At 71.6% G+C, this 23,621-nt stretch carries 23 protein-coding genes; 9 read left to right on the forward strand and 14 right to left on the reverse strand.

Annotation, left to right across the window (positions count from 1 at the left end; translation table 11 throughout):
* Positions 1-9: 9 nt before the first annotated feature.
* Positions 10-759, reverse strand: a complete 750-nt coding sequence (locus tag ABZW30_RS03260; protein WP_355669316.1) for an SDR family oxidoreductase — start codon at positions 757-759, stop codon at positions 10-12.
* A gap of 90 nt (positions 760-849) precedes the next feature.
* On the opposite strand from ABZW30_RS03260, the gene ABZW30_RS03265 reads away from it, so the two are divergent.
* Entirely contained in the window at positions 850-1,257 is a 408-nt protein-coding gene (locus ABZW30_RS03265; RefSeq protein WP_355669317.1) for a helix-turn-helix domain-containing protein, read from the forward strand.
* A 77-nt stretch (positions 1,258-1,334) separates the two neighbouring features.
* Entirely contained in the window at positions 1,335-1,796 is a 462-nt protein-coding gene (locus tag ABZW30_RS03270; protein ID WP_355669318.1) for a helix-turn-helix domain-containing protein, read from the forward strand.
* Positions 1,797-1,896: 100 nt separating this feature from the next.
* On the opposite strand, the gene ABZW30_RS03275 is transcribed toward ABZW30_RS03270, so the two are convergent.
* The 4 genes from ABZW30_RS03275 to ABZW30_RS03290 form a co-directional block, all read right to left on the reverse strand.
* Positions 1,897-2,499, reverse strand: coding sequence for an ATP-dependent Clp protease proteolytic subunit (locus ABZW30_RS03275; RefSeq protein ID WP_355669319.1), 603 nt, complete (start codon positions 2,497-2,499; stop codon positions 1,897-1,899).
* A gap of 1 nt (position 2,500) precedes the next feature.
* Positions 2,501-3,139, reverse strand: a complete 639-nt coding sequence (locus ABZW30_RS03280) for an ATP-dependent Clp protease proteolytic subunit (RefSeq protein ID WP_355669320.1) — start codon at positions 3,137-3,139, stop codon at positions 2,501-2,503.
* A gap of 145 nt (positions 3,140-3,284) precedes the next feature.
* Positions 3,285-4,093, reverse strand: a protein-coding gene (locus ABZW30_RS03285; RefSeq protein WP_355669321.1) for an IS5 family transposase whose coding sequence is annotated in 2 segments (ribosomal slippage) — positions 3,285-3,754 and positions 3,754-4,093 — 810 coding nt in all. Because the reading frame shifts where the segments join, the coding sequence is not laid out codon by codon here.
* A gap of 192 nt (positions 4,094-4,285) precedes the next feature.
* A complete protein-coding gene (locus tag ABZW30_RS03290; RefSeq protein WP_355669322.1) occupies positions 4,286-5,395 on the reverse strand; it encodes an NAD(P)/FAD-dependent oxidoreductase in 1,110 nt (369 codons plus the stop codon).
* Between the two features lie 124 nt (positions 5,396-5,519).
* Here ABZW30_RS03290 and ABZW30_RS03295 point away from each other — a divergent pair, with 124 nt between their 5' ends.
* Positions 5,520-6,113 carry a helix-turn-helix domain-containing protein gene (locus ABZW30_RS03295; RefSeq protein WP_355669323.1) on the forward strand — a complete coding sequence of 198 codons (594 nt, stop codon included), beginning with the start codon at positions 5,520-5,522 and terminating at the stop codon, positions 6,111-6,113.
* A 353-nt stretch (positions 6,114-6,466) separates the two neighbouring features.
* On the opposite strand, the gene ABZW30_RS03300 is transcribed toward ABZW30_RS03295, so the two are convergent.
* Positions 6,467-6,604, reverse strand: coding sequence for a hypothetical protein (locus ABZW30_RS03300; protein ID WP_355669324.1), 138 nt, complete (start codon positions 6,602-6,604; stop codon positions 6,467-6,469).
* A gap of 626 nt (positions 6,605-7,230) precedes the next feature.
* Here ABZW30_RS03300 and ABZW30_RS03305 point away from each other — a divergent pair.
* The 4 genes from ABZW30_RS03305 to ABZW30_RS03320 all read left to right on the forward strand — a co-directional run bounded on the left by ABZW30_RS03305 (position 7,231) and on the right by ABZW30_RS03320 (position 11,502).
* Complete coding sequence (locus tag ABZW30_RS03305) at positions 7,231-8,964, forward strand: asparagine synthase-related protein (RefSeq protein ID WP_355669325.1); 1,734 nt, start codon at positions 7,231-7,233, stop codon at positions 8,962-8,964.
* Complete coding sequence (locus ABZW30_RS03310; protein WP_355669326.1) at positions 8,961-9,395, forward strand: lasso peptide biosynthesis B2 protein; 435 nt, start codon at positions 8,961-8,963, stop codon at positions 9,393-9,395. The genes ABZW30_RS03305 and ABZW30_RS03310 overlap by 4 nt, the downstream gene beginning before the upstream one ends.
* A gap of 37 nt (positions 9,396-9,432) precedes the next feature.
* Positions 9,433-9,693: a lasso peptide biosynthesis PqqD family chaperone gene (locus ABZW30_RS03315; protein WP_355669327.1), complete on the forward strand. Its 261-nt coding sequence runs from the start codon at positions 9,433-9,435 to the stop codon at positions 9,691-9,693.
* 84 nt (positions 9,694-9,777) lie between these two features.
* Positions 9,778-11,502, forward strand: a complete 1,725-nt coding sequence (locus ABZW30_RS03320; RefSeq protein WP_355669328.1) for an ABC transporter ATP-binding protein — start codon at positions 9,778-9,780, stop codon at positions 11,500-11,502.
* Positions 11,503-11,818: 316 nt separating this feature from the next.
* Here the strand turns inward: ABZW30_RS03320 and ABZW30_RS03325 are convergent, their stop codons facing one another.
* From ABZW30_RS03325 to ABZW30_RS03345, 5 genes are all read right to left on the reverse strand, one after another.
* Positions 11,819-12,034, reverse strand: a complete 216-nt coding sequence (locus ABZW30_RS03325; RefSeq protein WP_355669329.1) for a hypothetical protein — start codon at positions 12,032-12,034, stop codon at positions 11,819-11,821.
* Positions 12,035-12,117: 83 nt separating this feature from the next.
* A protein-coding gene (locus tag ABZW30_RS03330; protein WP_355669321.1) for an IS5 family transposase occupies positions 12,118-12,926 on the reverse strand; the annotation gives its coding sequence in 2 pieces (ribosomal slippage) (positions 12,118-12,587 and positions 12,587-12,926; 810 coding nt in all).
* A 149-nt stretch (positions 12,927-13,075) separates the two neighbouring features.
* On the reverse strand, positions 13,076-14,629 hold the full coding sequence (locus ABZW30_RS03335) for a metallophosphoesterase family protein (protein ID WP_355669330.1): 1,554 nt from the start codon (positions 14,627-14,629) through the stop codon (positions 13,076-13,078).
* A gap of 168 nt (positions 14,630-14,797) precedes the next feature.
* Positions 14,798-16,054: an MFS transporter gene (locus ABZW30_RS03340; protein WP_355669331.1), complete on the reverse strand. Its 1,257-nt coding sequence runs from the start codon at positions 16,052-16,054 to the stop codon at positions 14,798-14,800.
* Positions 16,051-17,412, reverse strand: coding sequence for an MBL fold metallo-hydrolase (locus ABZW30_RS03345; RefSeq protein WP_355669332.1), 1,362 nt, complete (start codon positions 17,410-17,412; stop codon positions 16,051-16,053). The genes ABZW30_RS03340 and ABZW30_RS03345 overlap by 4 nt, the downstream gene beginning before the upstream one ends.
* A gap of 113 nt (positions 17,413-17,525) precedes the next feature.
* Here ABZW30_RS03345 and ABZW30_RS03350 point away from each other — a divergent pair, with 113 nt between their 5' ends.
* Positions 17,526-17,843: a rhodanese-like domain-containing protein gene (locus tag ABZW30_RS03350; RefSeq protein WP_355669333.1), complete on the forward strand. Its 318-nt coding sequence runs from the start codon at positions 17,526-17,528 to the stop codon at positions 17,841-17,843.
* A 207-nt stretch (positions 17,844-18,050) separates the two neighbouring features.
* Positions 18,051-18,740, forward strand: a complete 690-nt coding sequence (locus ABZW30_RS03355) for a transglycosylase family protein (RefSeq protein WP_355669334.1) — start codon at positions 18,051-18,053, stop codon at positions 18,738-18,740.
* Positions 18,741-19,041: 301 nt separating this feature from the next.
* Here ABZW30_RS03355 and ABZW30_RS03360 read toward each other — a convergent pair whose 3' ends face one another.
* The 3 genes from ABZW30_RS03360 to ABZW30_RS03370 form a co-directional block, all read right to left on the reverse strand.
* Complete coding sequence (locus ABZW30_RS03360) at positions 19,042-20,976, reverse strand: amino acid transporter (RefSeq protein WP_355669335.1); 1,935 nt, start codon at positions 20,974-20,976, stop codon at positions 19,042-19,044.
* Positions 20,977-21,270: 294 nt separating this feature from the next.
* Positions 21,271-22,908 carry a multicopper oxidase family protein gene (locus ABZW30_RS03365; RefSeq protein WP_355669336.1) on the reverse strand — a complete coding sequence of 546 codons (1,638 nt, stop codon included), beginning with the start codon at positions 22,906-22,908 and terminating at the stop codon, positions 21,271-21,273.
* Positions 22,909-23,013: 105 nt separating this feature from the next.
* A complete protein-coding gene (locus ABZW30_RS03370) occupies positions 23,014-23,481 on the reverse strand; it encodes a hypothetical protein (protein WP_355669337.1) in 468 nt (155 codons plus the stop codon).
* Positions 23,482-23,621: the final 140 nt, after the last annotated feature.

Raw genomic sequence — 23,621 nt, forward strand, 5'->3', positions numbered from 1 at the left:
GACGTGGCGTCAGCGCATGCCTCCGGAAACGAGGATGACGTCCCCAGTGATCCAGCGCGCGTCGTCGGAAGCCAGGAAGGTCACCAGTGGGCCGTAGTCGTCCGGGGTGCCCGTTCGGCCCAGTGGGGTGTCGGCGATCGCCTGCGCCTCCTGGGCCGAGCCGGGGAATCCCATGGCCCTGGTGCCCTCAGTGTCCGACGGTCCGGGCATGATCGCGTTGACCCGGATGCCGCGCGGGCCCAGCTCCTTGGCCGCGACGATGGTGAACGCGTTGACGGCGCTCTTGGAGGCGACGTAGAGCGAAGCGTACGGCGGGTGGGTGAGCGTGCCGGCCGTCGAGACGTTGATGACCGACGCGGCGCCGATGTCGTCCTGCGCGGCCAGGGCCTGCGTCGTGAGGATCGTGCCCAGCAGGTTCGTGGTCATCTCGCGCTGGAACTCCTCCTCGGTGATGCCCGACAGCGGCGCGAAGGCGGCGACGGCCGCGTTGTTCACGAGCACGTCGACCGGTCCGTACTCCTCGCGCGCCCGATCGAACAGATGGCGCACGTCGTCGCCGCGGGCCACGTCCGCCCGGACCGCGATCGCCCGGCCACCCTCGGCGGTGATACCCGCGACGACCCGCTCGGCGCCCTTCGCATCCTCCCGGTAGTTCACCACGACGGCTGCGCCGGTCCCGGCCAGCGCCTTGGCGATCCCCGCACCCAGGCCCTTCGATGCGCCCGTGACGATCGCCGTACGTGCGTTACTGCTGCTCACAGTGACTCCTCGAACGTTGGTGCTTGCGGAAGTCACCGTAGGAAAGTCCATTACTACTGGGAAGTACCTACTTTTTTGTAAGCTCATGCCGTGACGGATACTCAGCAGGTCGCGACGGCCACCCGACTCCTGGCCCACGACACCTCTGGCAACAAGTGCGCGCTCAGGCCGATCATGGACCAGACGACGAGCCGCTGGGCGACACTGATCATCTCGGCCCTCATCGCCGGCCCGCACCGCTTCGCGCAGCTGCACCAACGAGTCGGTGGCATCAGTCAGAAGATGCTGTCGCAGAACCTCAAGGCACTGGCCCGGGCCGGGCTCGTCGGCCGCCATGTCGCGCCCACCAATCCGCCCCAGGTGACCTACAGCCTGACGGAACTCGGTGCCGGCCTGGCCGAGCCGCTGACCGAACTCATCCAGTGGTTCGGCCGGCACGGAGACGAACTCCTCGCCGCCCAGGAGCACTACGACAGCCAGCAGACACCGCGCGCGTAACGGGCCGCCCGCGCGGCTTCACCCAGGGCGGAACGCCACTCCCTTCCCCTGACCCCCCGGATCCCTAGGCTGAAGGGGTGAGCACTCATGCGCCGAACGAAGCCCGCATCATCCCCCTGCGCCCGCAGACCTCGCCGCCCGGTTCCGCCGGGGCGACCCGCGCCCCGCAGCAACCGTCCGGAGCCCCCGAGACACCCGCGCCGAGGGAACCCCTGTGGCGCGACCTCATCGGCGATGCACTGCGACGCGAGCGCCTCGCCCAGGAGCGCACGTTGAAGGACGTCGCCGAGACGGCCCGGATCTCGATGCCGTACCTGTCGGAGCTGGAGCGCGGACGCAAGGAGGCCTCCTCCGAGGTGCTCGCGGCCGCCGCCAAGGCGCTCGGACTCGGCCTCGCCGACCTGCTCTCGCTCGCCCAGGACGAGCTGGCCCGGTACGCCCGGAGCCAGGTGGGCCAGAGCCAGGTGGGCCGGAGCCGGCTGGGCCGCGGCCGCACGTCGCCCACGACGCAGTACGACGGCCTCTGCCTCGCCGCCTGACCGAACTCGCCGCCTGACCGAACTCGCCGCCTGACCGAACCGGCGGCCGGCACACCCCCGTGGTGCCGGCCGCCGGTTCGGCCATCGGCCCGGCGTGCGATCAGACGAGCGCGAGCCGTCGGCTCAGCACCTCGTCGGCGAGTCCGTAGGCGACGGCCTCCTCGGCGGTGAGCACCTTCTCCCGGTCCATGTCCGCGCGCAGCGTCGCCACGTCGTGCTGCGTGTGCCGGGACAGGACCTCCTCCACCTGCGAGCGGATGCGGACCACCTCCTTGGCCGCGAGGCTGAGGTCGGAGACCGTCCCCTGCCGGCCGCCACTGGCCGGCTGCCCGAGCAGCACCCGCGCGTGCTGGAGCACGAACCGCCGCCCGGGATCTCCGCCGGCCAGCAGCACCGCCGCCGTCGACGCCGCCTGACCGACGCAGAACGTGGAGATCGGCGCCTGCACGAACGTCATCGTGTCGTAGATCGCCATCAGCGAAGTGAACGATCCACCGGGCGAGTTGAGGTAGATCGAGATCTCGCGCTCCGGGTTCTCCGACTCCAGGTGCAGGAGTTGCGCGATGACCACGTTCGCGACCCCGTCGTCGATCTCGGTGCCGAGGAAGATGATCCGCTCGTTCAGCAGCCGGCTGAAGACGTCGTAGGACCGCTCGCCCTGCGCGGTCCGCTCGATGACGTAGGGAACCGTGTACGACCCCATGTCACAACCCCATCCGTCGGCGCGACGAGGCCGGGCGGATGTCGGCGACCGACTCCACCACCCTATCCACGATCCCGTACTCCCTGGCCTGCTCCGCCGTGAACCAGCGGTCCCGGTCGCCGTCCCGCGCGATCGTCTCCTCGCTCTGCCCGGTGTGCTCGGCGGTGATCCGCTCGATGGCCCGCTTGGTGAACTGGAGGTTCTCCGCCTGGATCTCGATGTCCGCGGCGGTGCCACCGATACCCGCCGAGGGCTGGTGCATCATGATCCGCGCGTTCGGCAGCGCGAACCGCTTGCCGGGCGCCCCCACCGTGAGCAGGAACTGACCCATGCTGGCCGCGAACCCCATCGCCAGCGTCGAGACGTCGTTCGGGATGAGTCGCATGGTGTCGTAGATGGCGAGACCCGCGGTGACCGACCCGCCGGGGCTGTTGATGTACAGGCCGATGTCGGTACGCGGGTCCTCCGCGGAGAGCAGCAGCAGCTGTGCGCACACCCGGTTGGCCGACACGTCGTCGACCTGCGTGCCGAGGAGGACGATCCGCTGGGCGAGCAGCTGCGCCGCGAGATGGTCGTCGAAGCGGCTGGGCGGGGTGTCGCCCTGCTCCGCGTGGGGCGGGAGCGCGGTGAGTGGAGTCATCTGGTTCTCCATGTCGGGTCGTCGAGGCGGAGATGCCGTCGACTCCACTCTCACCCCCGGAGGACCCCCGGATGCGGTTTCTCTGCCCGCCGCAGATTCGCCACGGGCAGAGCCGACGGCCCGGTCAGAGCACTAACTGATCGTTTCAGAATGACTTTCGAAGGCGCCGGAGGCAGATGATGCTGCAGGCGAGGTCGAGTAGTCCCTGGTGGAGATCGGCGCGTCGCTCGTAGCGGGTGCGGAGGCGCTTGAACTGGTGAAGCCAGGCGAAGGCGCGCTCTACGACCCAGCGCACCTTGCCGAGTCCGGAACCGTGGGCGACGCCGCGTCGGGCGATCACCGGCTCGATGCCGCGCCTCCACAGCAGGCGGCGGTACTTGTCGAAGTCGTAGCCCCGGTCGGCGAACAGCCGCCGGGGCCTGCGCCGCGGGCGTCCTCGCAGTCCTCGAATCGGCGGTATCGCATCCAGCAGGGGCAGCAGCTGGGTGACGTCGTGGCGATTGCCTCCGGTGAGCGTCACGGCGAGCGGGGTGCCACAACGGCCCACGATCACATGGCGCTTGGAGCCGGGGCGGGCACGGTCGACGGGCGATGGGCCGACATGATCCCCCCTTTGAGAGCCCGGACGTGCGAGCCGTCCACGGCGCAGTCGTCCAGGTCCAGCAGGTCCGCGCGGCGCAGTTCGGTCAGCAGCGCGGCATGCAGACGAGGCCAGACGCCGGCCTCGGTCCAGTCCCGCAGCCGACGCCAGGCCGTGACTCCGGAGCAGCCCACGGTCTGCGCGGGGACATCGCGCCACGCGACACCGGTCCGCAGCACGTAGATGATGCCGGCCAGGGCCGCCCGGTCCGGGATTCGGAGTCGCCCGGGATGGCGGTGGCGTCGCTCGGGAGCGGGCGGCAGCAGCGGAGCCACCCGCTCCCACAGGCCATCCGGAACAAGATCAACACGCACTCGGGCAGCCTGCCGCCCAAGATCGTCGAGCACAGCTCAACTCATTCTGAAACGATCAGTTAGGGCGGGGAGGAAGTCAGCAAACCTGACGGACCCTCTGGCGACGCCACTCTGGGGCGGATGCGACCGCTGCGGAGAGTGCACGTGATCGGCGCGGGCGCGACCCGCGGGGCCGGGGGCAGTGGAGTCGACTCAGGAGACCGTCGCGGGAACGAGGTGGTCGAGTCCCCGCGCACTCCCCGTCGCGGCCTCGATCGAGCGCGGCAGCATGATGCTCTCGTAGGCGCGGACGGCGTCGCCGACGCTGGGTTCGGTCACGAGGGCGTGGGCGAGGTCGGCGCCGTCGAGCATGGCGAGATTGGCGCCCAGCCCGACCGGCGGCATCAGGTGCGCGGCGTCGCCGAGCAGCGTGACGCCGGGAACGTGCTCCCAGGTGTGCGGGGCGGGCAGGACGAACAGGGACCGGTTGATGAACCCGTTGTCGCTGTTGTGCAGGATGTAGCGCAGACTTTCGTCCCAGCCGTCGAACATCCTCAGCAGGTGCGTCCGCACGGCCCGCCGGTCGCCGAGGTCGATACCGGCGGCCACGTGCCAGTCCTGCGGCGCGCGGAGCGCGATGTAGGCGCGGATGTGGCCGTTGCTGTTGCGCTGGGCGACCAAGGACCTGCCGGCGCCCTTCGCCAGCATCGATCCGTTGCCGACCAGCCGCGCGAGGTCGGGATGGCGGGTGTCGCAGTGGTCGAATCCGGTCTCGACGAAGGTGACACCGGTGTAGCCGGGTACGGCGTGCGACAGGGCCGGGCGGACGCGTGACCAGGCGCCGTCGGCACCGACCACCAGGTCGAAGTCCTCGGCGGTGCCGTCATCGAAGCGCAGCCTGCAGGTGCCGCCGGCCAGTGGGGTGGCACCGCTGACGGCGCGGTCCCACCGCACCGTGTCCTCGGTGAGCGAGTCCAGGAGCAGGCCGCGCAGTTGGCCCCGGTCGATCTCCGGCCGGCCACCGTCGGCGGAGGGCCCCTGCCGCGCCAGGAGGGCGGCGGTGGCGAAGTCGAGCACGCGCCACTCGTCTCCTTCGGGGCGGGCGAGGGCGTGGAATCGGTCGAGGAGCCCCGCCGCGCCCAGGGCGGCCTGGCCGGTGTCGGCGTGCATGTCGAGGGTGCCGCCCTGCGGGCGGGCGTCGGCGGAGGCCTCGCGTTCGAAGACGGTGACGGAGCGGCCGTGTTGCTGGAGGACTCGGGCGCAGGTGAGGCCGCCGAGGCCGGCGCCGACGATCGCGACGCGGGGATCACGAGCAGAGTTCACGGGAGTGTCCTTCGGGAGGTGGGTGAGTCGCCGGGAGGCACGGCATCACCAAGAAAGCACACTCGCTAAATAAGTGCAACGACTACACTTTCATATCGGGTGCACTTCGAGGTACGGTGCGGGTGTGACCGAACCGACCGGGCGCCGCGAGCGCAAGAAGGCCCAGACCCGCCAGTCCCTGGCCGACGCCGCACTCGAGCTCTTCCTGGAGCGCGGCTACGACCAGGTCGGCGTCAAGGACGTCGCCGACTTCGCCGACGTCTCGGTGACCACCCTGTTCAAGCACTTCTCCGGCAAGGAAGCCCTGGTCTTCGATCAGGACGACGACCTGGAAGCGGCACTCGTGGCCGCCGTCCGCGAGCGCCCCCCGGGCCAGTCGATCCCGCAGGCGTTGCGCGAGCACCTCCTGCTGAAGCAGACCCAGTTCGCCGTCCATGCCGCGGACCCTCGGTTCGCCGCCTTCACGCGGCTGGTGCAGGAGACCCCCGCACTGCGCGACTACGCCCACCGCATGTGGACGCGCCACGAAGCCGCCCTGGCAAGGGCCATCGCCGAGGCCGTAGGTGCACCCGAGGACGACGTCAGCTGCGCCGCCCTGGCCCGATTCGCCCTTGAGGCCCGCGGCCTCATCCAGCGGCACGCCGAACCGCGCCGAGCCGCCGACGAGGCCTTCGCGCTGCTCGAACACGGCTGGGCGGCCTCCCATCCGGGCAACTGACCCGGCCTGCGCGGGCCACCCGGTCCCCGGTCACCCGGCCATGCGTCCGGACATCCTCGGGCGCCCGAGCCGCCGGACCGCATGTCGGTACACGTCGAAGTTTCCGACCTGAAGCCGGTCGGGAGCTTCGGTGGCCTTCCCGGGCAAAGGCGGGAAGGTGGAATTCGAACTCGCGAGTGGTTCCCATCGGTCCGATTCCCCTTCCCCGCGGAGCCCCCAGGAGAGGCGGAACCGGCTCCGGCCTGCGGCGGAGTCGCGCCTCGGGGTTGGCATGCGAACCCCGTAGACGCGGAACAGCCCGCCGGCGGGGCCGGCGGGCTGTCGCGATCGAGTCTAGGTCAGCGAAGCCGAGGTCAGCGCGGCTTCTTGAAGCCCAGGGTCGTCGCGTCCTTCTTGGTGTAGATGGTGCCGTCCGTGTCCTTGCTGAAGTCGCCGACCTTGGCGGCCGTGGGCGGGGTGTAGCGCTTGGGCAGCTGCTGGTTCTTGGCCATGGTTATCTCCAATGCATCGAGGCCGAAGCCTGGGATGGCGTGACTCCATTGGGACCGGCTTCCATCGAGGGTGTCCAGTCGGATCGCCAGATTTGGTCATTGACGACTGGATTTACGTTCCTGCAGGTGGATCGTAAGCGGAACGTCACCCGCTCGGTTCTGCTGGGGTTATTGAGCACAGCAGTGAACTGCCGTAGCGCGAGTGATCATGCCGAGCGCCGTCTTAACGGAATTTAGATGCCATTGAAATACGATTCGACTGATCCTCTCGTTGAACAAATGGCGTGATCCATAGGGGAAGTCGACCTTGCCCGGTTGTGTGGCCTTCCCCGGGTGGTGCACGGTTCCGGGGAAGAGCGCCGACAGGCCGACGCCCTGGCGGGGACGGCCGCGCGGCACTGGCACCGGCGCGCATGCAGAGCCGCCGACACGCCGGCGGTACGGATACCGCCGTGAAACCTGGGGGTGGGCAGGTGCAATCGCTCAACGACCACCTTGTGGTCTTTCCGGATTCCTCGGACGGCGCTCGGGCCCACCGTCGGATCGGCGACACGGCACCGCGGTTGGTCACCCATGCGTCCGGACGGCCGTGGCTGGCCGGTTCGTGGTCGCCGGAGGACCTGGTGGTGTCCGAAGCCGGCCCGGTCCGCGTGGCGGTCTTCGGCCTGAGCCCGGTCACGCGGGAACGTCTCGACTCCTTGACCAGGACGGTGCGCGAGCTGTCGGACGTGGACAAGCTCGCTCGCGGCCTCCCCGGCAACACGCACGTGGTCGCGTCGGTCCACGGGCGGGTGCGGTTCCAGGGCACCGTCACCGGGACCCGAACCGTGTTCACCGCCCGTCTGGACGACGTGCCGATCGCCGGCGACCGGGCCGACGTGCTGGCCGAGTTGACCGGTGCGGAGCCGGACGAGGACCTGGTCGCGGCGAGCGTGACGTACGGGATGCTCTTCGCGCCGCTGAGCGAGCGCGGCTGGTGGCGCGGCGTGCGACAGGTGGCCCCGGACTCCTGCCTGGTGATCCCCGGTGACGGCCCCGCCCGAGCCGTGCGCTGGTGGCAGCCGCCGGAGCCGGACCTCCCCATGTCGCAGGGGGCCGCCGGGGTGCGCGAGCGGCTGCGGGAGGCGGTGGCCCAGCGGCAGCCCGACCGCGGCCGGCTGTCGGCCGACCTCTCGGGCGGCATGGACTCCACCTCGCTGTGCTTCCTCGCCGCCGAGAACCGTCCCGACCTGCTGACCTTCTGCTGGACCGGCGGCAGCGCGATCAACGACGATCCGCTGTACGCCGGCCAGGCCGCGCGCCTGCTGCCGGACGCCGAGCACCTGACCGTGCCGGACACCGACGCTCCACCGGTGTTCTCCCCGCCGTACTGGGCGGTCGACACGGAGGCCCCGCGGGCCGCGACCCGAGGGATGAACGCGATCCGTTTCGGGATCCAGCACCTGGTCGAGCACGGCGCCACCCGACACCTGGCCGGACACGGCGCCGACGAGCTGTTCACCGGGGGCGCCGCCTACCTGCGCACGCTCTTCCTCCGCCGGCCGGTGACCGCCTGGCGGCAGCTGAGCGCCCACCGGGCGCTGAACAGCTGGCCGTTGCTGCCCAGCCTGACCGGGCTGCTGCGCGGGGGAGACCTCGGCGCCTGGTGGCGGCGGTGCGCCGACGACCTCGCCCGGACCACTTCGCCGTCCCGGGCCCCGGCCCTCGGCTGGGGGGAGCGCCTCCCGGCGACGCCGTGGGCCACCGGGGACGCGGTCAGGACCACGCAGACGGTCTTCCGCGAGGTGGCGGACCAGGTCGTCCCGCTGGCACGGGACCGGGGACAGCACGAGGCCCTCACCGCCCTGCGCAGCGCGGGCCCGGTGCTCCGGCTGGTCTGCCGCGAGTACGCCGCCGCGGGACTTCCGCTGGAACTGCCCTACATGGACGACCGGGTGGTCGAGGCCGTGCTGTCCGTCCTTCCCCACGAGCGGTACAGCCCCTGGCGGTACAAGCCGGTGCTGGCCACGGCGATGCGCGGGCTCGTGCCCGAGGTGATCCTCAACCGGACCACCAAGGGCGACTGCGAGGAGCCGGTCGACCGCGCCCTCCAGGAGCACGTCCCCGATCTGCTGGACCTGTTCGACGATTCGCTGCTGGCACGCCGCGGCCTGATCGACCCGGACCGGCTCAGGACCACCCTGATCACGCCACCGCGGACCGAGGACGTCTGGTCCGCCCAACTGGAGGCGACGATCGGCGCCGAACTGTGGCTGCGGGAGATCGTCTCCCGCACCACCCCACTGTCGGCATCGGCCGGTCCGGCCCGCAGCGGCACCGGTCACCAGCGCCGCACACCCGACCTCGAGGAGACGCCGTGACCAGCCCGCCCTATGCACTCCAGGCCCGTACCCGACTGCCCCTGCACCGACGTCTGCTGCCGCTGACCGCCGTCGCCGTCGCCCGGCCGCTGTCCAAACTGCGACCCGACCACCTGCGTGCCGTACTCGGGACGCTGAGCACCGGTGCCCGCCCGGGCACCGCCGCCCAGGCGTCCGAGGCCCGCGCCGCCGTCGTCGCGGTCAGCCTGCGCTGCGCCGTCCACAACTGCCTGCAGCGGTCGATCGCCACGGCCGTGCTGTGCCGGTTCAAGGGCGTCTGGCCCACCTGGCAGGCCGGCGTGCGCACGACGCCGTTCGCCGCCCACGCCTGGGTCGAGGCGGAGGGCCGGGTCATCGACGAGCCGTACCCCGACGGCTACTTCCGACCACTGGTCACCGTCGCCCCCAAGCAACCGGCGCGTACGGCCTGACGGTCGGCCGCGCCCCGACCGCCCCCGGGAGGGCCCCATGACGCTCCGCCTGACCGCCCACACGGTGTCCACCGACACGGACGACGGCGCCGTGCTGCTGAGCCAGCGCACCGGGCAGTACTGGCAGCTCAACCAGACCGGTGCCTACGCACTGCGGCGCCTGTTGGACGGCTGCACCGTGGACCACGTGGCCGAGGAGTTCGCGGCCCACTTCGACATCACGCCGACCCAGGCGCAGCAGGACCTGACGGCGATGACCGAACGGCTCCGCTCCTCCGGGCTGGTCGAGACCGGCTGACCCCGGGCCCGGCCAGGGGCTGCGCAACGACCAGGACGGCGGTGGTCATGAAGGCGACGATCACGGAATGGAGGCGTGCACCTGATGCTTCGACAGCTGTGGACCCTGACCCGGGGACAGCGGCGCCCCTTGAGCGCCGCCCTGCTCCTCACCCTGACCGCTGCCGCCGTGGGCGTCGCGCAGCCCCTCGCCGCCAAGGGCGTGGTCGACGCCGTCACCTCGCACCGCCCGCCCCTGTTCCCGTGCACCGTCCTCGTCCTACTGCTGCTGACCCAGGCGCTCATCGGTGCCTGCGCCACCTTCCTGCTGGAACGCACCGGCGAGCGGTTCGTCCTGGGCATGCGGACCGGCCTGATCTCGCACCTGCTGCGGGTCCGGATGCACGCCTTCGACCGATTGCGGGTCGGTGACCTCATGGCACGCGCCTCGACGGACGTGGTCGTCCTGCGGGAGGCACTGACCCACGTCTCGGTCCAGATCGCCACCAACCTGTGCGTCGCCCTGGGCAGCGTCGTCGCCATGTTCGTGCTGGACCCGCTCCTGATGCTGCTCATCCTGGGCGTGCTGCTCGCGTGCGGCGTCGTGATCAACAGGCTGTCGGCGGAGATCGGCCGCTCGTCGACGGCGCTGCAGACCGCCGTGGGAGCGATCTCGGCCGGACTGGAACGCGCCCTGTCGGCCCTGCGCACCGTCCGGGCCAACCGCGCCGAACAACGGGAGATCGACCACCTCGACACCCTGGCGCACCGCGCCTACGACGCGGCGGTGCGCAGCGCCCGGCTCACCGCCGTGGTCGCCCCCACGGCCCAACTGGCCATCAACGCCGCCTTCATCCTCGTTCTGCTGTTCGGCACGGCCCGGGTGGACCAGGGGGCCCTCTCGCTCGGCGCCCTCGTGGCGATGCTGCTGTACGCCTCCCAACTCACCGGCCCCGTCACCGAACTGATGGAGGGAATCGCCTCGGTGAACAGGGCCAAGGGGTCCGCCGAACGCATCCAGGAGGTCTACGCGCTGCCCACCGAGGACAGCACCCCCGCCCCGATCGGTCGCGGCACCCCGTGGCGGCACCCGGGCCGTGGGCCGGTCCCGGTCCCTTCCCTGGAGATCCGCGACCTGCGGTTCGGTTACAGCCCGGACGCACCGGTTCTCCAGGGGCTCTCCCTCACCGTGCCCCCGCACGCGCTCGTGGCCCTGGTCGGCCCGTCCGGGGCCGGCAAGTCGACCACCTTCGCCCTGATCAACCGGTTCTACGAGCCGTGGAGCGGGAGCCTGCGCATCGACGGGCAGCCCGCCACGGACCTCGGCCTCGCGCAGTGGCGCTCACACATCGGCTGGGTCGAACAGGACTGCCCGATCCTGCACGGGACCCTGCGGGACAACCTCTGCTACGCCGCGCCGGACACCACCGACGAGCGGCTGTGGCAGGTCCTGGACCTCGTCAACCTCACCGAGAAGGTGGACCGCCTGCCGGCCGGACTCGACACCGACGTCGGTGAACGCGGCGTGCGCCTGTCCAGCGGCGAACGGCAGCGGATCGCCATCGCCCGCGCCGTGCTCGCCCGCCCCCGGCTGCTGCTGATGGACGAACCCACCGCCCACCTGGACCCCGCCAACGAAGCCGCCCTGACGGTCAACATGCACAACCTCCGGAAGGAATGCGCCCTCCTCGTCATCGCCCACCGGATGTCCACCATCGAAGCGGCCGACAGCGTCGTCATGCTCTCCGACGGCACAGCGTCCGCCACCGGAACCTACGCCGAACTCCTCCGCACCCACCCGGACTTCCGACAGCTCTCCGGGCAGCGGTAGCCAGGGCCGCAGCCGGAGGACGCCTTCGAGGCCGACCCGTCCACCGACGGACCGCCCCGCCGGCGTTCCGCCGGCAAACCGCCTCGACAGCGTTCCGGCGAAGAAGCACCCCCTGCTGGCGGGCAGCAGGGGTGCTCGCGGGCTCGGTAGTCCAGGTGGCCGATGTACCGCCCGCTGGCGATGGCCAGACCGGTCTCCTGCTGGACCTCACGTGCTGGTGTCGTGGACGACCGCGAGCCGTCGTTGTCAGGCTGCCGAGCGCCGATCCGCGAAGCCCGGCCCTATGCGGGTCGCGGGGCCAGGCTTCGCGCCGCTGTCAGCGAGAAGTGCTGGGTGTGCTCGCAGGGGCGCACGTCTTGGGGGTGGCGTCGTTGTCGTGGTGTCCGGCGAGCCAGATCCCGGCGAGGAGTCCTGCGATCGCCAGGACCTTGTGCCTGTTCTGCTTCCACCATGACGGTGATCCGGCTGTCATGAAACGCAGTTGCGTGTACTCAGGATGCTCGCGGGGCGGCGTGTCCTTGAACAAACCCATCTCTGGTGAACCTCCTCTCCCCCTTGGGAGGTTCATGACCATACGGCGCTCTGCGCCTTGATCGCAGACATTTACTGATCGTTTCAGAATGACTTTCGAAGGCGCCGGAGGCAGATGATGCTGCAGGCGAGGTCGAGTAGTCCCTGGTGGAGATCGGCGCGTCGCTCGTAGCGGGTGCGGAGGCGCTTGAACTGGTGAAGCCAGGCGAAGGCGCGCTCTACGACCCAGCGCACCTTGCCGAGTCCGGAACCGTGGGCGACGCCGCGTCGGGCGATCACCGGCTCGATGCCGCGCCTCCACAGCAGGCGGCGGTACTTGTCGAAGTCGTAGCCCCGGTCGGCGAACAGCCGCCGGGGCCTGCGCCGCGGGCGTCCTCGCAGTCCTCGAATCGGCGGTATCGCATCCAGCAGGGGCAGCAGCTGGGTGACGTCGTGGCGATTGCCTCCGGTGAGCGTCACGGCGAGCGGGGTGCCACAACGGCCCACGATCACATGGCGCTTGGAGCCGGGGCGGGCACGGTCGACGGGCGATGGGCCGACATGATCCCCCCTTTGAGAGCCCGGACGTGCGAGCCGTCCACGGCGCAGTCGTCCAGGTCCAGCAGGTCCGCGCGGCGCAGTTCGGTCAGCAGCGCGGCATGCAGACGAGGCCAGACGCCGGCCTCGGTCCAGTCCCGCAGCCGACGCCAGGCCGTGACTCCGGAGCAGCCCACGGTCTGCGCGGGGACATCGCGCCACGCGACACCGGTCCGCAGCACGTAGATGATGCCGGCCAGGGCCGCCCGGTCCGGGATTCGGAGTCGCCCGGGGTGGCGGTGGCGTCGCTCGGGAGCGGGCGGCAGCAGCGGAGCCACCCGCTCCCACAGGCCATCCGGAACAAGATCAACACGCACTCGGACAGCCTGCCGCCCGAGATCGTCGAGCACAAGAGCACAGCTCAACTCATTCTGAAACGATCAGTAAACCACCGGTCCCGCTGTCTCCGGGCCGGACATGAATGGGCCCACCGCGTGAGCGCGGCGGGCCCCGCACGAACGGAGTGCTACCGCCGACCGGCGGCCACCCGCTCCCGCCCGTCGGCGTTCTCGTCCTCGCCCTGGTCGTCGTCGCCCCAGCCGTCGCTGCGGTCGCGGTACAGGGTGAAGCGGTCGAAGAGCACCGGCGTCGGGAAGGGGTTGGCGGCGGTGGCCGGCACCGAGTGGTAGTAGCTGACGGTGATGGTGGTGCGGCCGCCCGGTACCAGCCCGGGGTCGACGTCGAAGACCGCGACGCCGTAGGGGAACTCGGTGTCCGGGTCGGTGACGGCCGACCAGTGGGCCTTCTCCTTGGCGTCCGGGTCTGCCTTGAAGGTGAGGCGCTGGGTGCGGACGGTGGCCTCGCGGACGCCGTCCTCGTCGGCCGGCAGGTAGACGTCGTCGCGCCCGGCGGTGCCGCCGCCACCGAGGATGAGGTGGACGGCGCCCTGGGAGGTGTCGATCTGGCGCAGGTCGTCGTCGACGACGGCCGGGGTGAGCAGGCCGCCCGGTTCGGTGCCGCGCACCGGGTGAGTGCGCTCGTAGTCGTGGTCGTGGCCGGCCAGCACGAGGTCGACGGAGTAGCGGTCGAGCAGGGGCAGCAGCTTCTCGCGCAGGCCCATGTCGCCGCCGTGACTGGCGGCGGAGGAGGACATCGCGAACTGGTGCAGGTTGGCCACGATCCAGTCCACCGATCGCCCGCTCCGGGCGCGCGACAACACCCGTTCCAGCCAGCGGAGTTGGGCGCCCTCGCTGTAGTCGCTGATGTAGATGGACTGGCCGGTGGCCGGGTCGAGGCTGGCGTCGTCCTCGACCGCGATCTCGTTGCCGTCCAGGCTCACGAACAGCACCGAACCGACCTGGAAGCTGTACCAGTTGCCGCAGTGGTCCCGGGTGCCGTTGTCGGGCAGTTCGAAGCGGGTCAGGTAGGAGGCGTACCCGAGGTCCCCTCCCCCGGCCTCGACCTCGTGGTTGCCGGGCGCGGGCATCCACGGGCGGTTCGCGGCCGACTTGGCCATGTTGTTCATGAACGCGTTCCAGGCCTGCGGCTGGAGCTGCGGGTTGTTGTTGGCATACGCGAGGTCGCCGTTGAGCAGGTGGAACAGCGGAGCGAACTGTTCGACCTGACGGACGGCGGCGGCGCCGTGGATGCTCGACTTCTTGAACACGTTGTCGCCGGTGCCGAGGTCGCCGAAGCTGGTGAACCGGAAGGCGGCCCGGCCGCGCGCGGGCGCGGTGCGGAAGGTGCCGCGCACCGGCTCGGCGCCGTCGTGGAGCACCTCGTAGACGTACGTGGTGTCGGGCCGCAGGCCGCCCAGGCGGGCGTGGTGGGTGAAGGTCTCGACCTTGTTGAGCCCGTCGACGTAACTGCGGCTGTCCGCGTCGACCGTCCGCCCCGCGCCGCCGCGCGGGGTGCCGATCCGCACCCGGGGACGGCTCACCGAGGCCGCCGTCGCCCAGGAGACGGTCATCTCGCGGGACGGCTCGTTGCCCCACTGGAGGTGGATCTGCTCCGCACCGGGGGTGCCGGCCACCGCCGGCTGGGTCCACAGCAGGGTGGACGCGGGGAGCGCGGCCAGCACGCCGACCGCTGTACCCGTCCGAAGGACCGTTCTACGCGAAGGATTTGTCGCCACTGCCGCCTCCTGGGCTCCGAGAAACGCCCAGGAGGTTCCCAGCCGAAACGCACGGTCAGACCAATCTCGACCGTGCGTACGGCGAACGGCAGTTGAACGCTGCCTTGCCCAAGATCAGTGCCCGGCCTTCTCCTTGATGAGCCGCGCCGCGAGCAGCCCGGAGGCCGCGGTGAGAACCGCCGCCGCGACGACGGTCGCGTTCAGGCCGAGCGCGTCCGCGAGGACACCGGCGACCAGGGCGCCCGCCGCGTAGCCGATGTCGCGCCAGAACCGGTAGGTGCCCAGGGCGTTGGCGCGCCAGCCTGGGTGGGCGTGGTCGGAGACCGAGGCGATCAGCGCCGGGTAGACCATCGCGGTGCCGAGGCCGAGCAGTACGGCCGAGACGATGCCGGCCAGCAGCGGCCGGTCGAGCAGGGCCAGCGTGGTGACGAACCCCGTCGCCTGGACCAGCATGCCGGTGACGATCAGCGGCTTGCGTCCCACCCGGTCGGCCAGGTGGCCGGTGGGGATCTGGCCGAAGCCCCACAGCAGCGGGTAGAGGCCCTTGATCAGGCCGACGGCGGCGAGGCCGAGCCCGTGATCGGTGAACAGCAGCGGGAAGACGCCCCAAGTGAGGCCGTCGTTGAGGTTGTTGACCAGCCCGGCCTGGCTGGCGCCGCGCAGCGAGCGGTCCCGCCAGGAGGTGTGTGCGAAGGTCCGCCACAGGCCCGGGGCATCACCGACGGGCTTGGGGTGCTGGGCGAGTTCCAGCGCGACGTGCGCCGCCGTGTCGCGGACGACCAGTGAGAGCCCGAGGCCGGCGACGACGAAGACGACGCCGATCAGCTCGGGGGTCGGGCGCAGCCCGTACGCGGTGGCGAGGTAGCCGGTGACCAGCGCGGTGGCGCCGAGCGAGGCGTAGCCGGCGGCCTCGTTGAGGCCGGTGGCGAGGCCGCGCCGACTCGGTCCGACCAGGTCGATCTTCATGTTGACGGTCATCGACCAGGTGAGGCCCTGGTTGATGCCGAGCAGCACGTTGGCGGCCACGATCCAGCCCCAGGCGGGCGCCCAGGCCAGGACGAACGGGACGGGGATGCCGAGTAGCCAGCCCGCGACGAGCACCTGCTTGCGGCGGAAGCGGGCGGTCAGGGCGCCGGCGGCCAGGTTGGTCAGGGCCTTGGTGACGCCGAAGGCGATGATGAAGGAGAAGACGGCGAGGTCGCTGGTCAGGTGGAAGGTCTCGGAGCCGATCAGCGGCATGGTCGTCCGCTCCAGCCCGACCAGGCCGCCGACGGCCATGTTGACCACGACGAGCAGGGCGAACTGCAACCGGTTCTCCCGCAGGCCGAGCCGGACCGGGCGGGCGTGCTGTTCCGGCACGACGGCGGTCACTCGGTCTCCAGGCGCTCGCCCCGGGCGGCGGCGTAGTCGGCCGGCCCGCCGACCAGGACGGCCACACCGGTGCGGCCGGCGCGTTCCAGGACACTGGCGGCGGTCATCGCGCGCTCGCCGTGGGCGCAGGCGACCAGCGCGCCCTGCGGGACATCGGCGGCAAGCCCGGTCAGCGAGCCCAGCTCGATGTGGGTGGCACCCGGGACGTGCCCGGCGGTGAACTCGGACTCCTGCCGCACGTCCAGATAAGGGCGTTGCCCGGCCTGCTCGGCGGTGACGAACTCGGTTGCGGCGACCGGCCCTTCGGCCTCGCGCCAGGCCCGCATGCCGCCGGCCAGACGTCCGGCGAGGCGCTCGTACCCGATCTTGTGAGCCTGCCAGACCAGCTCGTCGAGGTCCTGGCCGTCACCGGTGACGAAGGCCAGCGGGGTGGTGTCGGGCAGTAGCCAGCCGAGCCAGCTGGCGAACTGGCCGCGCAGCGGGATCGAGAGGGCGCCGGGGATGTGCCCGGCGGCGTAGTCGACGGCGGGGCGGACGTCCACGACCTGGCCGCCGTCCGCCAGCAGTCGGCCGACCTGGACGGCGTCGAGCAGCGGGAGCGGCGGGGTGCCGTCGAGCACCCGGGGCCCGGTGCGGTTGAGCTCGCCGAGGCGGGCGAAGTAGGCGGGGTAGCTGCCGAGGCCGGCGAGCAGTTCGGTGACGAAGGCGTCCTCGGTGGGGGCCGCGAGCAGTGGGTTGGACTGTTTCTGGGCGCCGATGGTGGTGGTGCGGGCGGAGCCGGACGGGGCGGAGCAGTAGGAGCCGGCGCCGTGGGTGGGCCAGACCGGGAGGTGGTCGGGCAGGGTGGCGAGGCGGCGCAGCGAGCGGTACTGGGCGCGGGCGAGTTCGTCGGTGCGCTCGGGGCCGAGCAGGTCGGGGCGGGCGGCGGAGTTCACGATCAGCGAGCCGCCGGTGAAGACGCCGAGTTCGGCGGCGCCGTCGAGGAGCAGGAAGCAGAGGTGCTCGTCGGTGTGCCCGGGGGTGGCGAGGGCGCGCAGGGCCAGTCCGCCGAAGTCGACCTCGTCACCGTCGGCGAGCGGGGTGTGCGGGAAGGCACGGTGTCCGGCGGCGGAGGCCAGCACGGTGGCGCCGTCGTCATGGCCGAGCTGGACTGCGCCGGAGAGGAAGTCGGCGTGCAGGTGGGTGTCGGCGGCGAAGGCGACGGTCAGGCCGCGTCGCTCGGCGGCGGCCCGCAGGGCGCGCAGGTCGCGGCTGGCGTCCACGGCCAGGGCGCGGCCGTCCCCCAGGTCGACCAGATAGGCACTGTTGCCCAGCCCCTCGTCGACCAGCGGTACCAGGTGTTCGTCGGCGAAGTCCATCACGGTCCTCCTGTGATGACGGTGCGGTCTGCGCCCGGATGCCGCAACACGCCCCGATATCAATATTCCATGGAACCTTGGATCAAGGTCCCGAGCACCGTGCGGAGGAAACGATGACCCAGAACGGCGCGAAGGCGCGGCTGCACGACGCGTTCGCGACCAGCGGGAAGGCCCCGGCCAACGGAAGGCGCCTGGAACTGCTCGACCTGCTCGCCCAGGGCGAGCGCACCGTGGACGCGCTCGCCGACCGACTGGAGGAGCTGCCCGCCGACACCGAGGTGGTCGTCTACTGCCGCGGCGAGTACTGCGTGCTCGCGTACGACGCCGTCCGGCTGCTGGCCGCGCGCGGACGGCGGGCGATCCGGCTCAACGACGGCATGTTGGAGTGGCGCCTGGCCGAACTGCCCGTCGCCGAGGGGGCTTTCACGTAACGGTCCGGCCGGCCGCCGACGCGCTGCCGGCCGAGAGGAGGAGAGGGGGGACGGCGGGATGGCCGCGGGGCCGGCGGGGTGGTCCCGGGCGGCCGAGCGGGTGACCTCTCGGACGTGTCGCCACCGGTGCGCCCCGTCCGGTGTGCGTCGGTGGGAGAGCACCGCCTTCGGGCGGCGCACTCCTGTCCCCGGATCTGAGAGCCGCCGATGCCTCCCACCGCCCGTCTTCGCAGCCTCGTCCCCACCGCGCTCTGCGCCCTCACCGTGGCCCTCGCCGTATCCCCGGCCCACGCCGCGCCCCCGGGCCGGGGCACCGGGACCGACCCCGGCGGGAGGTCGGACGGCGGAAGGTACGACTGGGAGCGTATGGCGAACTGCGAGAGCAACGGCAACTGGCACGTCAACACCGGCAACGGCTACTTCGGCGGCCTCCAGTTCGACCAGCCCACCTGGCGCGCGAACGGCGGCCTCGCATTCGCCCCGCGCCCCGACCTCGCCAGCCGCGAGGACCAGATCACGGTCGCCCGGCGCCTGGCCGCGCGCCGCGGTCTCTCCCCCTGGCCGGTCTGCGGCGCCCGCGCTGCCGGCGGCCGCGGCCACGAGGCCACCCACAGCCACGAGGCCACCCGCGACCACGAGGCCACCCGCGACCACGAGCGCGGCACCGTCCTGCCGCCGCCCGCTCCGGCACCCGCTCCGGCACCCGCTCCGGCACCCGCTCCGGCACCCGCGGAGAACGGCCAGTGGACCGTCCGCGAGGGCGACACCCTGGACCAGCTCGCCGCCGCCCTGGGCGTCCCCGGCGGCTGGCCCGCCCTCTACGCGCTCAACCGCTCCGTCGTCGGCGAGGACCCGGACCTCATCCAGCCCGGTCTGGTGCTGCGCCTGCCGTCCTGACCCGGCCCGGCCCGACCACCGGCCCGCCGCCCACGCCCCCCTCCCGGCGTGGGCGGCGCCGTGCGGTCACGCCGCGTCGAGCACCGGCGCGAAGCCGAGCATCCAGGTGTCGTGGGCGGCGAGGACACGGTCGTAGTGCTCGGGTGCGGTACTCATGCGGGCTCGGCCCTTCCTCGCATCGTCCGGCGCCGTGCCTGTCCGACCGAACGGTGTCCGACCGCACTCCAGAGGCGCCTACGGGAACGCCGACGGCCCGCTCGGTCGTGGGAGACCGGACGGGCCGTGGCGGTGCGGGCGGGGGTCAGCCCACGTGGACGCGCGGACGCTTGGTGCGGTCCGGCTCCGCCTCGCGCAGCACCTCGCGGGTGACCGGCGCGACCTCACCCTGACCGAACAGGAAGAACCGCAGGAACTGGGCGAAGGGGTTGCCCTCGGTCCACTCGAAGTACAGGTGCGGCCGCTGCCCGGTGCGGTCCCGGACGGTGAGCGCCAGCGCGGCGATCGCGTTCGGGATGCTGGAGCTCTCCAGGGTGAGCACCCGGTACCGGCCGTGCAGCACCTCGCCGCGGACGGTCAGCTCGGACTCGAAGTCCGACGCGTCCCGGACCGTCACCTCGACGAACACCAGGTCGTCCTCGCCCGGGATGTCGTTGTCGGCCCGGATCTGCCGGATCTTGTCGCGGTACTCGGCGTTGTCGCGGTTGCTCGGCTCGTTGGCGATCAGGCGCAGCGGGCGGTGGGCGTAGTCGCGGATGAAACGCTCGGCCACGTCGTCCAGCACCACGTCCGTGACGCGCAGCTCGAAGGCGCGCTTCAGGCGGGAGAGCAGCGAGACCAGGATGATGCCGGCGATGAAGCAGGCACCGATCTTGACACCGTCCGGACGCTCCATGGTGTTCACCACGGTGGTGTAGAGGAAGACCGCCGAGATGACCCCGAAGGCGATGGTCCAGCCGCGCTGGCGCTTCTTGTACGCGGCGATGGTGACGGCGATGGCCGCCGAGCTGATCAGGACCAGCACACCGGTCGCGTAGGCGCCGCCCTGGGCGTCGACGTTCGCGTCGAACAGCCAGGTGATCAGGAAGCCGACGATCGTCAGGACGATCACCATCGGGCGGACGGCGCGGGCCCAGTGCGGGGCCATGCCGTAGCGCGGCAGGTAGCGGGGCAGCAGGTTGAGCATGCCCGCCATGGCGGAGGCGCCGGCGAACCACAGGATCGCGATGGTGGACAGGTCGTAGACGCTGCCGAAGGCGCCGCCCAGGTACTCGTGCGCCAGGTAGGCGAGGGCGCGGCCGTTGGCCTGGCCGCCGTCCTCGAACTCCTTGGCCGGGATGAGCAGCGTGCAGATGAAGCTGGTGGCGATCAGGAAGGTGCTCATGATCACGGCGGCGGTGGTGAGCAGCTTGCGGGTGCCCCGGATCCGGCCGGCCGGGTTCGCCTCGGTGTCACCGGCGTCACCCTTGATGTGCGGCATCACGGCGACGCCGGTCTCGAAACCGGACATGCCGAGCGCGAGCTTCGGGAAGACGACGAGCGAGACGCCGATCATGACGAACACGTTGCCGTGCTCGGCCGTCAGCGCGTTGGACCAGTCGGCGACGACGTGCGGCGCCTGGATGATCTTCCAGATGCCGACCGCGACGACGACCACGTTGAGCACCAGGTAGATCGCGACGAGCGCCACGGCCAGGCCGATGGCCTCGCTGAAGCCCTTGAGGAAGACCGCGCCGAGCAGCGCGACCAGGATCAGCGTGATCAGCATCTGCTTGCCGCCGAGGGCGCTGGTCAGATGTGGGTTCTCCACCAGGTGCGCGCTGGCGTCGGCGGCCGAGAGCGTGATCGTGATGATGAAGTCCGTCGCCGCGAAGCCGAGCAGGGCGAGGACGAACAGCTTGCCCTTCCAGAACGACAGCAGCCGCTCCAGCATCGCGATCGAGCCCTCGCCGCGCGAACTCTCCTGGGCGACCCGCCGGTAGACCGGCAGCGCGCCCAGCAGGGTGACGAGCACGAGCACGATCGTGGCGATCGGCGACAACAGCCCGGCCGCGAGAGCGGCGATGCCCGGCTGGTAACCGAGCGTAGAGAAGTAGTCCAGGCCGGTCAGGCACATCACGCGCCACCAGCGCTGGCCGGCGTGCGCACCGTGCTCGGCGTCGGCGGCGGAGTCCCCCGGCTCCGCGCCGCCCTGCTGCACCTCCGCGTCGGCCTTCTTGGCGGACTTGTCCGGGGACATGTCCTCCAGCAGCCAGCTGCGGAGCCGTATTCGCGCCGACGACGGATCCTCCGTCGTGGGCGCCGTCGAACCCGACGAAACCACCTTGCACCTCTTGTTTAAAGACCCCGTAAAAGCGCCGTCGGGCGACGGCAGTGCGCCAGGCTATTCGACGGGCGTTAAGGACGTGTCATCGCCCCGCGTTAAGAAATCGTCATGGCTTCGCAGGTGGGGGCGGCTGCCAAGGTACAGCTGGCCGGGTGCCGGGGCGGGAGTTGCTTTCCCCACCCCGGCGTCTCAGAGCTTGGACCGGGGTTACGCCTGGTAACCGAGGACGGTCATCATGCCGGCCTCCGCGTGGTAGACGTTGTGGCAGTGCACCATCCACAGACCCGGGTTGTCGGCGTCGAAGTCCACCGCCAGGGTCGTGCCCGGCAGCACGATCGCGGTGTCCTTGCGCGGGCCGTCACCGGCCAGCGCGAAGGTGTGTCCGTGCAGGTGGACGGGGTGCCACATGCTCGTGGTGTTGCGGAACTCCAGCCGCACCCGCTCCCCCGCCGCCACCGGGTAGCGCTGCGCCGGGTCGTACGTGCGCCCGTTGAACGCCCAGTCGGCCTTCGCCATGCCGCCGGTGAGCTCCAGCTTCACCGTCCGGTCCGGCGACTTGCCGGACAGCCGGACGCCGGCGTCGGCCTTGAGCTGTGCGGCGGTGAGCAGCCTGCCGTCCAGTTCGGCCGGGCGCACCGCCGCGTCGGGCGCGGCGCCGCCGCCGGTGCGCAGCACGGCCAGGGCGGTGGCGTTCTTGCCCTCGGCGAGCGCGGCGAGCGGGAAGGCGCCGTCCTTGGCGGTGACCAGGACGTCGTAGCGCTCGCCCATGCCGAGCAGCAGCGCCTGGGTGGTGGCCTGTTCGACCGGGAAGCCGTCGGTGTGGGTGACGGTCAGCTCGTGGCCGCCGAGGGCGACCCGGTAGGCGGTGTCGCCGCCCGCGTTGATCAGGCGGATCCGGATCCGGTCGCCGGGCTTGGCGGTGAAGGTCTCGGGGGCGGTCGCGAGGCGGCCGTTGACCAGGTGGAAGGGGTGGGCGACGTCGCCGGCGTCGCCGCCGAGCAGCGGGCTCCGGGCGCCCATCAGCATCCGGGAGGGGCCAGTGGAGCCGGTGGAGCCGGCAGGGGTGCCGATGGGGGCGCCGCCCATGCCCATACCGGGTATTCCAGACATCCCCGGCATATCAGGGCCGGAGTGGTCCATCCCACCCACGCCCTTGGCGAGTTCGGCGAGGACGGCGTCCGGGGTGCTGCCGTCGACGCCGTCCACCCAGTCGTCCAGGACGACGACCCACTCCTTGTCGTAGCGCAGCGGCTCCTTCGGGTCCTCGATGATCAGCGGTGCGTACAGGCCGCGGTCCTGCTGGACGCCGGAGTGCGGGTGGAACCAGTAGGTGCCCGGGCGGGAGAGCGCGAAGCGGTGGTCGAAGGAGGCGCCGGGCCTGACCTCGGCCTGGGTCACGCCCGGCACGCCGTCCACGTCGTTGCGCAGCGCGAGGCCGTGCCAGTGCAGTGAGGTGGACTGCGGCAGGTGGTTGGCGAGGGTGACGGCGAGCGTCTCGCCGAGGGTGGCGCGCACCTCCTGGCCGGGCAGGCGGTCGCCGTACGCCCAGCTGCGGACGGTGCGTCCGCCCAGGTCGAGGGTGGTCTCGGTGGCGGTGAGCGCGACCTTGCGCTCGGGCCCGGGCTTGCGCTTGGCCTCGGCGGCGGCGGCCTCGGGGCCGTTCGGGGCGACGAAGCCGGCGGGCGCGGCGGCCGGAGCGCCGGTGCCGGTGCCGTTCATCGAGGAGTGGTTCATGGACGAGTGGTCCATGCCCTTCATCGAGTCGGAGGAGCAGGCGGCGAGCAGGCCGCTCCCGGCGGCGGCGAGCGCGGCGCCGAGGACGGTACGACGGGTGGGAGTGCGCATGGCGGAGTGCACCTCGTGCGGTGGTGTGGGCGTACGGGACGTCGCGTCGGCCGTTCCGTACGCGGGCGCGAAGGAGCGCGCGGGCACGGAGCGGCGGGCGCACGCCTACTGACGCAGCACCGACAGCCGGTTGAGGAGCATCCGCCCGCCTTCGGGCGGCGGCAGCGCGCGGACGGCCCGCAGCAGACGGGCCCGCACCTCGGCGGCGGCGTCCCCGCTGCGGCGCAGCAGAGGGCCGGCGGCCAGCAGCACCAGGGTCCAGCCGGCCAGGACGGCGAGACAGACCGTCATCGGGTCCATGCCGTCGGCGGTGGCGGGGGCGGCGGTCGCCTGCGGCTGCGGCTGCGCCCGCTGGACTGCCCCGGTGTGGTGCTCCGGCATCTGTTGCGCCGCCACCGCGTGTGCGCTCCGGCCCTCATGGCCACCGTGACCGCCGTGGTCACCGTGACCTCCGTGGCCGCCGGTCGGGTGGCCGAGCGTGTGCATCGTCACGATGCCCAGCAGCAGGGCGGCGAGGAGCAGCAGGCGCAGCGCCCACCGGACCGACGGACCGAGCGGTCGCTGCCGCGCCATGGTTCGCCTCCCGACCGTCTCCGGCTGCCGCGTACCCCCGCAGGGTATCCCGAACTGCGACTGGGGGCCGAGCCGGGGTCAACCCCGTTCACCCTCTTGGCAGGTGCAATTTCACATTGCTATGTTACGGCTCACCCGAG

Source organism: Kitasatospora sp. NPDC004669, from assembly GCF_040609455.1.
Classification (GTDB): Bacteria; Actinomycetota; Actinomycetes; order Streptomycetales; family Streptomycetaceae; genus Kitasatospora.

Excerpts from the sequence above, each read along its gene's own strand:
- ABZW30_RS03325 (WP_355669329.1), bottom strand. The coding sequence starts at position 12,034 with ATGGGTTTGTTCAAGGACACGCCGCCCCGCGAGCATCCTGAGTACACG.
- ABZW30_RS03345 (WP_355669332.1), bottom strand. The coding sequence starts at position 17,412 with ATGGACTTCGCCGACGAACACCTGGTACCGCTGGTCGACGAGGGGCTG.
- ABZW30_RS03320 (WP_355669328.1), top strand. The coding sequence starts at position 9,778 with ATGCTTCGACAGCTGTGGACCCTGACCCGGGGACAGCGGCGCCCCTTG.
- ABZW30_RS03355 (WP_355669334.1), top strand. The coding sequence starts at position 18,051 with ATGCCTCCCACCGCCCGTCTTCGCAGCCTCGTCCCCACCGCGCTCTGC.
- ABZW30_RS03365 (WP_355669336.1), bottom strand. The coding sequence starts at position 22,908 with ATGCGCACTCCCACCCGTCGTACCGTCCTCGGCGCCGCGCTCGCCGCC.
- ABZW30_RS03350 (WP_355669333.1), top strand. The coding sequence starts at position 17,526 with ATGACCCAGAACGGCGCGAAGGCGCGGCTGCACGACGCGTTCGCGACC.
- ABZW30_RS03300 (WP_355669324.1), bottom strand. The coding sequence starts at position 6,604 with ATGGCCAAGAACCAGCAGCTGCCCAAGCGCTACACCCCGCCCACGGCC.
- ABZW30_RS03280 (WP_355669320.1), bottom strand. The coding sequence starts at position 3,139 with ATGACTCCACTCACCGCGCTCCCGCCCCACGCGGAGCAGGGCGACACC.
- ABZW30_RS03275 (WP_355669319.1), bottom strand. The coding sequence starts at position 2,499 with ATGGGGTCGTACACGGTTCCCTACGTCATCGAGCGGACCGCGCAGGGC.
- ABZW30_RS03370 (WP_355669337.1), bottom strand. The coding sequence starts at position 23,481 with ATGGCGCGGCAGCGACCGCTCGGTCCGTCGGTCCGGTGGGCGCTGCGC.
- ABZW30_RS03360 (WP_355669335.1), bottom strand. The coding sequence starts at position 20,976 with ATGTCCCCGGACAAGTCCGCCAAGAAGGCCGACGCGGAGGTGCAGCAG.
- ABZW30_RS03315 (WP_355669327.1), top strand. The coding sequence starts at position 9,433 with ATGACGCTCCGCCTGACCGCCCACACGGTGTCCACCGACACGGACGAC.